General features: G+C 59.3%; 11 protein-coding genes. 9 read left to right on the forward strand and 2 right to left on the reverse strand.

From position 1 onward, the window contains the following. Positions 1-352: 352 nt before the first annotated feature. Complete coding sequence (locus HGP17_RS32655; RefSeq protein WP_168816063.1) at positions 353-1249, forward strand: fructose bisphosphate aldolase; 897 nt, start codon at positions 353-355, stop codon at positions 1247-1249. A 265-nt stretch (positions 1250-1514) separates the two neighbouring features. Beyond that, on the forward strand, positions 1515-2540 hold the full coding sequence (mgrA, locus tag HGP17_RS32660; RefSeq protein WP_168816065.1) for an L-glyceraldehyde 3-phosphate reductase: 1026 nt from the start codon (positions 1515-1517) through the stop codon (positions 2538-2540). A gap of 58 nt (positions 2541-2598) precedes the next feature. On the opposite strand, the gene HGP17_RS32665 is transcribed toward mgrA, so the two are convergent. Beyond that, entirely contained in the window at positions 2599-3525 is a 927-nt protein-coding gene (locus tag HGP17_RS32665) for a LysR family transcriptional regulator (protein WP_168816067.1), read from the reverse strand. A gap of 278 nt (positions 3526-3803) precedes the next feature. Between HGP17_RS32665 and HGP17_RS32670 the strand changes: the two genes are divergently transcribed. The 4 genes from HGP17_RS32670 (at position 3804) to HGP17_RS32685 (ending at position 8075) form a co-directional block, all read left to right on the forward strand. Next, the gene (locus tag HGP17_RS32670) at positions 3804-5522 is read left to right on the forward strand and encodes a molecular chaperone HscC (protein WP_168816069.1); all 1719 of its coding nucleotides are present in this window, start codon (positions 3804-3806) and stop codon (positions 5520-5522) included. Beyond that, positions 5519-6763 carry a J domain-containing protein gene (locus tag HGP17_RS32675; RefSeq protein WP_168816071.1) on the forward strand — a complete coding sequence of 415 codons (1245 nt, stop codon included), beginning with the start codon at positions 5519-5521 and terminating at the stop codon, positions 6761-6763. Before HGP17_RS32670 ends, HGP17_RS32675 begins: the two co-directional genes overlap by 4 nt. Next, complete coding sequence (locus HGP17_RS32680) at positions 6760-7515, forward strand: DUF1266 domain-containing protein (RefSeq protein WP_205926231.1); 756 nt, start codon at positions 6760-6762, stop codon at positions 7513-7515. Before HGP17_RS32675 ends, HGP17_RS32680 begins: the two co-directional genes overlap by 4 nt. Before the next feature lie 83 nt (positions 7516-7598). Beyond that, complete coding sequence (locus HGP17_RS32685) at positions 7599-8075, forward strand: L,D-transpeptidase family protein (RefSeq protein WP_168816138.1); 477 nt, start codon at positions 7599-7601, stop codon at positions 8073-8075. A 123-nt stretch (positions 8076-8198) separates the two neighbouring features. On the opposite strand, the gene HGP17_RS32690 is transcribed toward HGP17_RS32685, so the two are convergent. Then, a complete protein-coding gene (locus HGP17_RS32690; RefSeq protein WP_168816075.1) occupies positions 8199-8759 on the reverse strand; it encodes a cupin domain-containing protein in 561 nt (186 codons plus the stop codon). A gap of 561 nt (positions 8760-9320) precedes the next feature. On the opposite strand from HGP17_RS32690, the gene HGP17_RS32695 reads away from it, so the two are divergent. The 3 genes from HGP17_RS32695 (at position 9321) to HGP17_RS32705 (ending at position 12464) form a co-directional block, all read left to right on the forward strand. Beyond that, positions 9321-10760, forward strand: coding sequence for an amidase family protein (locus HGP17_RS32695; RefSeq protein WP_348649016.1), 1440 nt, complete (start codon positions 9321-9323; stop codon positions 10758-10760). Between the two features lie 87 nt (positions 10761-10847). Continuing rightward, entirely contained in the window at positions 10848-11636 is a 789-nt protein-coding gene (locus HGP17_RS32700; RefSeq protein WP_168816077.1) for a transporter substrate-binding domain-containing protein, read from the forward strand. 120 nt (positions 11637-11756) lie between these two features. Further along, positions 11757-12464, forward strand: a complete 708-nt coding sequence (locus HGP17_RS32705; RefSeq protein WP_168816079.1) for an amino acid ABC transporter permease — start codon at positions 11757-11759, stop codon at positions 12462-12464. Positions 12465-12477 lie beyond the last annotated feature (13 nt).

Consider the following 12477-nt stretch of genomic DNA (forward strand, 5'->3'; position numbering starts at 1 on the left):
GCAGAAACATGAAACAGGCGTCGACTTGAATTGGTTCAAAGGTGTTTGGTGTTGATGATAGGCGCCCATTGCGCGTTACGGCTCGCGGCTGCAGTCCGGTAAAAATGCGGATACAAACGTTTTAAATTCGGCATTGCAGGCGGTACGTCGGATTTTCGGCAAAACCCTCCCATTTCGACTGGATATGGACGCGAAATCCTATAGTTTCCTCAGAAAATGGTCATCTGTGCAGCCGGGTGAAAGTCAGTTTGAGTGCTGAAGCTGGCAGGCTTACCTGGGTCGGAGCCACCGAAGGCCATTCGAGTTGCAAAGTCCGTACGCGCCGCGCGTCGTTATACATAGGGAGAATAGCATGGCTGACGAAAAGATGATGTCGCAGATGTCTGAGAAGAAGGGCTTCATCGCGGCTCTCGATCAGAGCGGCGGCTCGACACCGGGCGCCCTGCGTCTCTATGGGATTGCCGATTCAGACTATAGCGGCGATGAGGAAATGTTCCGTCTGATGCATGAAATGCGCGTGCGCATCATGACGGCTCCATCCTTTTCCGGTGACAAGGTGATCGGCGCGATCCTGTTCGAAAAGACGATGGATGGTGAAGCGAAAGGCAAGCCCGTTCCGTCCTATCTTTGGGAAGATCGCGGCGTCGTGCCCTTCCTGAAGGTCGACAAGGGTCTGGCTGCCGAGGAAAACGGTGCACAGGTGATGAAGCCGATGCCGGATCTCGACGCCTTGCTGGCGCGTGCCGTCAAGAAGGGCATCTTCGGCACCAAGATGCGCTCCGTCATCGCCAATGCCGACAAGACCGGCATTGCCGCCGTGGTCAAGCAGCAGTTCGAAATCGGCCGCCAGATTCTCGGCCATGGTCTCATCCCGATCATCGAGCCGGAAGTCTCCATCAAGAGCCCGACCAAGGCTGAGGCTGAAGCCATCCTGCGTGATGAGATCGCACGCAGCCTCGATGCTCTGCCGGCTGGCGAGAAGGTCATGCTGAAGCTCACCATTCCGACGGTCGCGGATTTCTACAAGCCGCTGGTCGAGCATAAGGCCGTTGCCCGCGTCGTCGCCCTGTCTGGTGGCTATACCCGCAGCGATGCCTGTGAAAAGCTCAGTCACAACCATGGCATGATCGCCAGCTTCTCGCGCGCCCTGACCGAGGATCTGCGCGTATCGATGAGCGATGCCGAATTTGACGCCAGCCTCGGAAAGACCATCGACGAGATCTATACCGCGAGCGTCGTGAAGGCTTGATCGGCTCGCAGCGCCGGGTTCGAAAAAGGAATCCGGCGCCCGCGCTCTTTCGCCGGGGCAGCGCAAACCGTGCTAAGGCGCTAGCTGATCGATGAGGCCCGCGGCGGCCCCGGCTTCAGCCAAAAGCGCGGATGATGAGCGTAGCTGCGGCCGCTCGTTTTGATACATCTGTGAACTCGATTCATTGAAGCTGTGAAGCTGGCTCATTTGAGGCCGAGCTGATCGCGGTCTATCTTCTGTTCAAGCAATTCAGAAAGGTAGACCCATGCATATTCCAGCACAAAACAGATATGACGGTATCTCGTACCGCAGAAGCGGCGCTTCCGGACTTCAGCTGCCGCCCATCTCGCTTGGCCTCTGGCAGAACTTCGGCGGAGCCGACGTCTTCGAAACCGGCCGTGCTGTCATCCGAAGGGCGTTCGATCGCGGTGTGACGCATTTCGATCTCGCCAACAATTACGGACCTCCCTATGGATCGGCCGAAGAGAATTTTGGCATTATCCTCAAGAAGGATTTCGCCAATTATCGTGATGAGATGGTCATTTCGACCAAGGCTGGATGGGACATGTGGCCCGGCCCCTATGGTCTCGGTGGATCTCGCAAGCATGTGCTTGCTTCCCTCGACCAGAGCCTGCGCCGCATGAAGCTCGATTATGTCGATATCTTCTATTCGCATCGCCCGACGGAAGATGTTCCGCTGGAAGAGACGGTGGGTGCTCTCGTCCAGATGGTGCGTCAGGGCAAGGCGCTTTACGTCGGTATTTCCTCCTATGGTCCCGAGCGGACGCGCAAGGCTTATGAGTTGTTGAAGCAGGAAGGCATTCCGCTGCTGATCCACCAGCCTTCGTATTCGATGGTCAATCGCTGGGTCGAGGAAGGTCTTCTCGATACGCTTTCAGAGCTGGGCGTCGGCTGCATTGCCTTCTCGCCACTGGCGCAGGGACTTCTGACGTCGAAATATCTGAGCGGCATTCCGTCGGATGCTCGTGTGGCACGCGGTTCTTCCTTCAGCGATCGGTTGCTCAAGCCGGAAGTGCTGGAAAAGGTGCGCAGCCTGAACGCAATCGCCGAACGTCGCGGGCAGTCTCTGGCCCAGATGGCGATCGCCTGGACGTTGCGAAACCCTGCAGTGACCTCATCGCTGATCGGCGCTCGCAATGTGGAGCAGTTGGATGACTCTCTGGATGCGTTGAAGAACCTTTCGTTCTCGGCGGAAGAACTCAAGGAGATCGACGGTTTCGCGACCGAAAGCGGCATCGACCTCTGGCGCGCGCAGTCTGCGAAGCTCTAAGATTGCAATGACGGCCCCCGGCTTGTCCGGGGGCACTCACGCCGAGAAAGCTAGGCCCTCAAGGTCGCTCGCTAAGTCTGGCCAAGCCGCTTCGAGCCCTGATGATATTGATGAGGGTGCGAAGTGCGGGATGATTGTGGCGCCGGCTGCTATAATACATGTAGAATGGCGCGCCCTCGGCCGCGAAATCTTCCAGGACTTGCTGCAAGCTGCCATCTTCAAGTTCGCTCTCGATGCGGGCTCGCAGGAGATAGGCCAGACCAAGTCCGTCCCGCGCCGCTGAAATCGTGGTGGCCGTGTCGTTGATGGTGATCAGGCCGGGCACCCGCAGCCGCTGCTCCTCCGCACCCGTTCCAAGCTCCCATCGAAATGCCGTGTTGTCGCCCAACTGAAGCTGCACGCACTTATGCCGTTGCAGATCGCTCGGCGTCGCGGGCACGCCGTGTTCCGCAAGATAGGCTGGCGAGCCCGCAACCACCCAGCGCTGTGGGCCGGTCAACGGAACAGCGATCATGTCCTCCGGCACATGATCGCCATATCGCATTCCGGCGTCGTAGCCTTCGGCGACAATATCTATCGGCCGATCGTCGACAACGATGGTCAGGCGGACATCCGGGCACTGTTTCGCGAATTCCGGCAAGGACGGCGTTATCAGCAGATGTGCGGCGTCGCGAAAAACATTAAGCTTCAGCTCGCCGAAACGTCCGCTCCCCGGCGCTTCGAGATCCTCGATTGCAGCGCCGATCAGGTCGAACCCATCCTCCAGCCGTCGCGCCAGCTTTTGGCCGAGATCCGTTGGGGAAACGGCCCTGCTTGTCCTGTTCAACACCTTCGCGCCCAGCCGGGATTCGAGCCGTCGCATGGCATGACTGACGGCCGAGGCGGTCAATCCCAGCTCGATGGCGGCCGCCGTAAAGCTTCCCCTTCTGACGATCGTCAGGAACGTGTTCAGGTCTGCAAGGTCGGTACGCTGAAGTCCGGGCATGATCTTATCTCTTCGACTGCGCTCGCGCCGCTGAAGCGGGCGGAGCACCCTATCCTATCCCTTGTCGCAGTTCCTATCCAAATTCAGCACAGGGAAGATTGGGCTGTGAAGATCTGCGCCATCGTGCGGAAAGAAATTGACCCTCATGGGTTGAAATTTCGCATGCGCGCATAGATTCTGCCGGGATAATATTGCCGTTTAGTCTGCCTATAAACGGCGCATTTCATCGACATTCTGCCGAAGGCCCCCATGCCCGACGATATTCAAGTTTGCGGCCCATGATTATCGGAATTGATCTTGGCACGACGAATAGTCTGGCCTCCGTCTGGCGTGACGGCGAAGCAACGCTTGTGCCCAATTCCTTGGGGGAGGTGCTGACACCGTCGGTCGTCAGTCTGGATCGCAATGGCGATATTCTGGTCGGAGCTGCTGCGCGGGAGCGCATGGTCAGCCATCCCCAGCATTCGGCCGCTGTGTTCAAGCGAATGATGGGAACCGGCCGAACGTCAACGCTTGGCGATCGGTCCTTTCGCGCCGAGGAGCTGTCCTCCCTTGTGTTGAGGGCCTTGAAGGCCGATGCAGAAGCCTTTCTTGGAATGCCAGTCGAAGAAGCCGTCATCACGGTGCCGGCCTATTTCAACGATGCGCAGCGCAAGGCGACCAAGATTGCCGGCGAGCTCGCCGGATTGCGCGTCGAGCGCGTGCTCAACGAGCCGACCGCAGCGGCATTGGCCTACGGATTGCACGAACAGCAGGCCGGCCGCGACGGCAAAATTCTGGTCTTCGACCTTGGAGGCGGCACGTTCGACGTGTCGGTCATCGATCTGTTTGACGGCGTCATGGAGGTCAGGGCGACGGCCGGCGACAACTTCCTTGGCGGGGAAGATTTCGATTCAGCCATCATGGACTGGTTCCGGGAGACAGCCCGGATCGATATCCCCTTGCAGGATGATGCGAGTTCCTCCGGCTCTTCGGCGCATATGCGCTTGCGTCGCGCAGCCGAACAGGCTCGGCGTGCGCTTGGCGTTGAAGATCAGGCCGTGATGGAATTTGAGATCGACGGCCGTACGGCGAAAGCGGTTCTCGATGCGGCAACGTTCTTGCGCATCAGCGAGCCGCTGCTTGATCGTCTTAGAAAGCCTGTCGCGCGCGCTCTGGCCGACAGCCGCATCCGCCGCGAAGACCTCTCGCATATCGTCCTTGCCGGCGGTGCGACGCGGATGCCTGCGGTGCGAAAGCTTGCGGCCACGCTGTTCGGCCGCTTTCCGCTCCAGACCATCGACCCGGACCGCGTGGTCGCACTTGGCGCAGCCGTTCAGGCCGGCCTGAAGACGCGCGACAAGGCGCTTTCCGATGTCGTTCTGACTGATGTTGCGCCCTACACGCTCGGTATCGAGGTGGTGGAATCCTTCGGTGGCGGAAGCGCAAGCGGGCGGCTGCTGCCGATCATCGAACGCAATACGGTGGTTCCCGTCAGCCGCGTGCAGACGGTGACGCCGGTTCATGATTTCCAGCCGCAGGTCAATGTCCGGATCTATCAGGGCGAAAGCCGTCTGGTGAAAGACAATATCCCGCTCGGCAAGCTGATGCTCGAGCTTCAGCCACGCCGCAGGGAGGAGCAAACGATCGAGGTGCGGTTCACCTACGACATCAACGGTCTACTCGAAGTTTCCGCCCGCAGCATGATCGATGGTGTCGCCGAACGTATTATTATCGAGCAGCACGCCGGCGTGCTAAGCGCGGACGAGATCAAGGAAAAGATGGCGGCTCTGGCGCACCTGAAGTTGCCGGCGCGTGAGGCGGCGCGAAACAGGTTGCTGCTGGCACGCGCCGAGCGCGCTTATGAGGAGAGCCTGGGTTCGCATCGCGAGGAACTCGCGCGGTGCATCGCTCATTTCGAGGCCGCGCTGGCCAATGAGGAACAACAGGCGGCCGCAATGAGCGGGGCGGAACTCGAAGCTATGATCGACAGAATTGAAGCGGCGCAGAAACGATGAACGCGTTCTTGAACATGGAAGATTGGGCGCTTCTGGACCTCGAGCCGACAGTGGATGAGACGGCCATTCGTCGGGCCTATGGTCGCAAGCTGAAATCGGTCAATCCCGAAGCTGATCCGGCCGGCTTCCAGGCGTTGCGTGAAGCTTATGAACGGATCCTCGCCGCAAGGCCGGTGGCCGCTGAAGCGGTTGCCCCTACAGTCGATCCGCATGCGGAGGAGGCTGATGCCTTCGTTCGTCGATTGACAAGTTTCCGGCAGGCTGGAGATGTTGATGCCGCCGTCAAGCTGGTCGATCGGCTTTTCTCGGTGAAGCAGCCGGGCGATCCGTCACTCGCGGCGATCGGTGCGGCCCTGTTTCATGCCGTGGCATTGCAGAGAAACCTGTCTGCCCGGCTGTTCTATCATCTCGTGGATCGCTTCGAATGGCGCGACGCAAGCGGCTTTGCCGCCATGGCCGATCCAAGAGCGCATTCCATTCTGATGAGGCGTGTGGCCGCCGAGGACTGGTATGGAGAGCTCAGAGAACGCGCCGCGAATTCCGGTGACGTTGTCGCCGCCTTTGCACTTGGCCGCGGTCAAGCGACGATGCCTGCCTCTGGATTGACCGATGCCCAGAAGGAGGGAGTAGGGGCGTTGATGAATGCCCTGTTGGAGCACGGAGAATTTGTGCTGCTGCGCTTCGATCCCCGCCGACTTGCGGCATTGCGCGAGGCCGTCGAAGGCCCACCTCTGATTGTTGCTGGCGCCGCGCCATCGGTTGCCCCCAAAAAACCTCTGAAATTTTACGAGCGTGAATATTCGCAACTGACGTGGACCATCGCCCTCATTCTCGTTTTATGCGTGATCGTCGTCGGCTACAGCACACAAGGTTTCGGGCTTCTCCGCTCTGGTCCAACTTTTTCGGAGAAGTCGGGGGATCAACAGGCGCGCCAGATCCTCGACGAAACCGTTTCAGCCTGGGTCGAGTTACGCCGCTTCAATGGCCACACACTCGTCTATTTCTCACAGATTTTGTCATGCGCGGCGGCAGTCAAGGAAATCCGCTACGGGCTTGATCGTGAAGATCCGGACCAGACATTTCCGGTCGAAGGCGATGCAAAGACATGGCCGGCCGAAATCGGCCCGCAGACGCGTATCTATGTAGAAGCTCCCGTTGGCCTGCAATTCGTCAGTGTGAAGGTCATTTACAAGGATGGCTCGGCGTCAAAAGTCCATCTTTATCGACAAAAGGGCCAATGATGGCAAAGCAGGCACCGAAGTTGATCCTCATGCGCAAGGCGCCTGAATGGACGCCCGCCCAAGCCTGGGCCTACGCACTGGGTGCGCCCTATCACGTGCAGCATCAGGTACCGCTCAACGCGCTGCCTGAGCCCGTCAAGGATACGGTTCCCGCCCTCAGGGACATGTTGAAGGATGGATGGTCTGTGGAGGGGCCGGAAGACCTGCTGCGTGTGCTGAACTGGCTGGGTGTGGAAGGGCACAGGCGAGATCATGGACTGGAATTGCGCCGTTACAGCATCTGGCGGCGGCCGTCGATCGCAGCGCGTCGCGAAGAGCTTCGCGACATCGGCCGGGAGAATCCGGATGCCTTGGAGGAGTTGTGGCGCGTCGATGCCATACAGGCTGATGCCGATGGCGTGCGCGGCGGCGATCTGATCGGTTTCGACGCAGCACGTGCCGTTATGCTCGCGCGTTCCGGATGGCTGCTCGGCTGGATTTCCGATCAATTCATGTGGGACTATCTGCTCGACGTGGCGCGCGACGTGCAGCGCCGGTTCACCAGCTGGGCCGAATATGCCGAGGATTTTCGTCTTTCACGTAACCTCTGGCGCGGGACGAACCGCCTCGATCATTTTGATGGGATCGTGCAGCAGTTGCTCAGCGATAGGGCAAGTCCCTGGCGCCGGCTGCCCTGGCCGACGGCAGGGCTTGAGATTCCGCGCCCGGCAAGGGCCATCGATCCCGCTATGCCTGTGTGGTCGCTCGAGTGAAGAGACTTATCGACTCCAAAATCGCACGGATTGTTCTTCTCGTCACTGTTCTGGTTTTTGTCCTGCTCGGCTACACCATTCTGATGGCCCGCATCGCCCCTGGAGATCCGCCAGCCGCACTGGAGGCAGACAGGCAGGCCGACGAAATCCACGTCTATAAGGCCAGCCGGCGCATGGACCTACTGCGCGCGCACCAGGTGATCGCCTCTTATCGCATTTCGCTTGGTCGGGGTGCGAATGCCGGCGCCAAGCAGCGTGAAGGCGATGGCAGAACGCCCGTCGGCACCTATGCCATTGATTGGCGCAACCGCCGATCGTTCGACTATCTCAGCCTCCATATCTCCTATCCGAGTCCGGAGGATAGCCAGAGAGCAAAGAGCGCCGGCTATTCCGCCGGCGGCAATATCATGGTGCATGGGTTGCCGAATGGCTGGGGCTGGCTCGGCGGCATCCATCACCTGTGGGATTGGACGGATGGTTGTATTGCCGTGACCAATTCGCAGATGCGTGAGATATGGGCGCTGGTGCCAAACGGCACCCCGATCACGATCGAGCCCTAGTCGACCGAAAGTACCAACTCCTCTTCGAAGACTACCTCGAAAAGGAGAGGTTGAGCGATGCAAACCGGTGCAGGCCGAGGCTCATCGAGCGAAGCGCTAATGGGTGTTGCCCTCGATCGCGGATCAATCCGGAATGACGAGCGGGCCGCAATTGTCGTCGGCAATGAACATGGCGAGGATTTGCGCGGGCTCCGTCTTGCTGGCGTTTTCGGCAAAGAGATGAACGGCGCCCGGCGGTTCGAACCACGTCTGGCCCACGCTGTATGTGCCGACCGGCCCTCCGGCGAGCTGCGAGCGCAAAGTCCCTTTCGTGACAAAGGCGGACACCGAACCGGGGTGGCGATGGCGCGGGGTATAGGCATCGGGAGGATAATCCACGAGCGCCAGCGTCAGGGATTTCCCTGGAACGTTCGGCAGTTTTTCGCAGGATATCGGCTTTACGACGGTAGTGGGCCTGCCTGCCTCGGCTGGAGTGGCTGTTTCGGAGGCATGCATGCCGGCATGATGCTCCATCGCCACGGTGAAATCGGTGCCTGATGTGTGGTGGCTGAAGCCGATTGCCAGGATTGCGGCGCCAACGGCGAGCGAGATCGCGGCGGCAATACCCACCTTCGCGGGCCTTTCCCTGAGTTTTGCATTTGCAAAGACGTTCCATCGGCCGCTGCCAGACCAAGACGTGGTCATTTCGAATTCCTCTTCCCTGCCGCTTCGAACCGTGGAGCATCGGCTGCCGTGGGGAAGTTGTTCCGGGCACGTCGATATGCGCAGGCTCGATAGCGAGCGGTTATCGACTAAGAATATGAGAGGTGTTGTTCGTCAAACAGAACCAAGATCGGCACAACGGACTGTACCAAGGCGCGGTGCTGGCTGATTTCATGCATGGCTTATTCGGCGTAACCGCGCTGCTCTTGGCGTGCTTCTCCAAATTCAAAAGTTGTAAAGCCTCGCATTGGCTTCTTGAATTCGATCGTCGTGACCATGGCCGTCAAATACCATTCTTGAGCGTGGTCTAAATTCAGCGAGCCCCCTATCCGGAGAAAGAACGAGGATACCGGTTTTCGCGCGGTTCTTCCTGTCGAAACCGCTGAAGCTTCCGGTCGGCTTGGATGTTTCCAGCGCACAAGAATCCATTTGACTTCAAAAAAACACACGGCATATTGGAGTTACCAGAGTGGTTAGACCACTTTGCAAAAAAACACCGCGCTACGTCGGTGAGCGCATGACTATCGGGAACAGGGAAGTCTGGTGAGCAATACTGATTTTTCGAAGAATGCCGAAATTGGCTACATGTCTGCCATGGAGCTGTCGTCGAGCTACGCGCGTGGAGATCTCTCCGCAACGGAAGTGACGAAAGCCGTTTTGGCGCGCATTGATGAGGTCAATCCACATCTGAACGCATTCGCAGTCATGACGCCGGAATTGGCGCTGGCCGACGCGAAAAAGGCGGATGAGGATCGCGCCAAAGGCATTTCCAAGCCTCTTCTCGGTATCCCAGTGACCATCAAGGATGCTTATGACGTCGCAGGCTTCAAGACGGAGACGGGCTCCAATTGGCTCGCCGGCACGACGGGCGTTGCGTCGGAAGATAATGTTGTCGTCAAGCGTCTTCGTGACGCGGGTGCCGTCGTTCTCGGCAAGACGACGACCTCCGAAATGGCCTGGTCCGGTCTCAGCTATAGCCCGCGCACCGGCATCACGCACAATCCATTTGCAAAGGGCCTGAATGCCGGCGCTTCGTCTGCGGGTGCCGCCGTTGCTGCTGCTGCCGGCTTTGGCCCGCTTCATCTCGGGTCCGATGGCGGCGGCTCGATCCGCATGCCCGCGCACTTCTGCTCGATCTACGGCCTGAAGCCGACCTATGGCCGCGTGCCGCATGTTCCGGTTTCAAACAATGATTATGGCACGCATATCGGTCCGATGACGCGCACGGTCGCCGAAAGCGCGATCATGCTGCGCATCATGGCAGGGCCGCACTATCTCGATCACACCAGCTCCGAGACGCCGCCGCCGGATTACTTCTCGGCGCTTGGCGCGTCGATGAAGGGCAAGCGGATCGCATTCAGCATCGATCTCGGTCATGCGCGCGTGGACCCCGATGTCGAAAAGTCAATCCGCGCAGCGGCTGACGTCTTTGCCTCGCTCGGCGCGACGGTTGAGGAAGTGACGCCATCCTGGGGACCGAAGGGCGTCGATCTCGCACGCTTCTTCTGGGCGGCAAAAGAGGCGCGCCGCCTGTCGATCCTTCCGGAATGGGAAGATCGCATGGGTCCGGATTTTGTTGCCTGCATGCGGGCCGGCGCCGATTATACCTCCGCCGACTATCTGCTGCGCCGTCAGGATAAATACGATTACATCGCCGAGATGCAGACGTTCCTCGAGGACTGGGATTTCTTGCTCACTCCGGCGGCCTCTGTTACCGCATTCCCGCCGAAGCAGATGCGCCCGGACCATTGGCCGCAGCACGATTGGGATTGGATGGCGTGGGCGGAATTCATGTATCCGTTCAATTTCTCCGGAAACCCTGCGGCCGTCATTCCGTGCGGCTTCGACACAGCAGGGTTGCCTGTCGGATTGCAAATCGTCGGTCAACGTTTCGACGATCTCGGGGTGCTTCAGGCATCAGCCGCCTTCGAGCAGGCGCTCCCGGTCTATAAGACGAGACCGACCTTCGAAAGCTACAAATAGTGCTCTCAACCGCAGGCCAGAGATCGGGCAACCGGTCTCTGGAACAATAACGCCCGCGCAAAGCGCGAAGAAAAAGGGGAACTACATATGAGACGTTTCAAAAAATCGATCCAGATGCTGGCTGCCCTGGCAGCCATGACGATTGCCGCTGCACCCGCCTATGCGGAATCGACGCTCGACCGCATCATCTCGTCGAAGAAAATCACCATCGCCGTGCAGAACGACGTTCCGCCCTATAGCCGCATCGGCGCCAACAACGAGGTCGAAGGTCTCGATATCGATATCGCCAAGGCAATCGCCAAGGATCTCGGCGTCCAGCTCGATATGCTTGTTGTCACGGGCGCCAATCGCGTTCCGGCGCTGGTGACGAACAAGGCCGATCTCGTCATCGCAACGGTGGGCATCAATCCGCAGCGCGCAGCGACCGTCGCACTTTCCAATCCTTACACCTCCTATCCGATGGTGATGATCGCCTCGAAGGATACCGCCATGAAAGCGTTCGGCGATACGTCGGGCAAGGTCATCGGCGTGACCCGCGGCACCATGCAGGACGATATCGTCACCCGCTTCGCCAACGGTGCCGATGTCCGCCGCTACGATGACGACGCGACGGTCATCCAGTCTTTGGCAACCAACCAGATCGACGGGACCGTGTTTGGCACGAGCGTCGCGGACGATCTCGCCAAGCGCTTCCCCGATCTGCATCTCGAGCAGAAGTTCGACGCGTTCTCCGTCTATGCCGGCATCGCCATGCGCCGCAGCGACACCGATCTCCTGCAATGGGTCAATACCTGGATCTTCTTCAACGAGAAGAATGGGTACCTGAACGAGCTTCACAAGAAGTGGCTGGGCATCCCGATGCCGCCGCTGCACTGAGCCGCGAGCCAGTTGAAGATCGCTTGCCGTCCAGGCAACGTCCGAGACAATGAATTGTCGCGCGAGCCGGCTTCATCCGGCTGGCGCAGATTTATCTTTCCATGAAACTGGGATGCTTTGATGGACTACGTCTTCCAGTTCGGCGCCGTTTTTCAGAGAACGGACTTGATCGTCAGCGGTTTGCTGATGACGATCAAGCTCTCCGTCATCGCCACCATTGCCGGCTTCTTGCTCGGCGTGATCTGCGCAAGGGCGACGCGAGAGGGGAGCCTTGTCAGCCGCTGGCTGGCGACGACCTATGTCGAGATCATCCGCAATACGCCTTTTCTGGCGCAGCTTTATATGGTCGCTTTCGGGCTGCCGCAGATGGCGCTCTGGTTCGGTCTCCACATCCGCCCGTCGCCTTACATACTCGCAAGCGTCGCGCTCAGTATCAATCTTGGGGCCTATGTGACGGAAATCGTTCGTGCAGGGCTCGATGCCATTCCGAAAGCACAGGTTGAGGCAGCGGAAAGTCTGGCGCTCACGCCTTTCCAGATTTTTCTGCATGTGAAGCTGGCGCCGGCGCTTGCGAAGGTCTTTCCGGCTCTGACCAGCCAATTCGTGCTGCAGATGCTGGGATCGAGCGTGGTTTCCGTCATCGCGGTGCAGGAATTGACGGCGGCGGCCGGCCGAATCCAGTCGGAGACGTTCCGCACATTCGAAACCTATCTCGTGGTGACCGCGATCTATTTTGTCCTGGCCTTCGTGCTGCGAAGCATCCTGTCGCTTGTCGTTCGCGCGATCTGGCCCTGGATGCCGCGCGGCGCGCGGCGAAGCCGAGCCTGAGGGGAGAAAACAG

It is taken from the genome of Rhizobium sp. P38BS-XIX (assembly GCF_012641435.1).
In the GTDB taxonomy this organism is placed as follows: Bacteria; Pseudomonadota; Alphaproteobacteria; order Rhizobiales; family Rhizobiaceae; genus Rhizobium.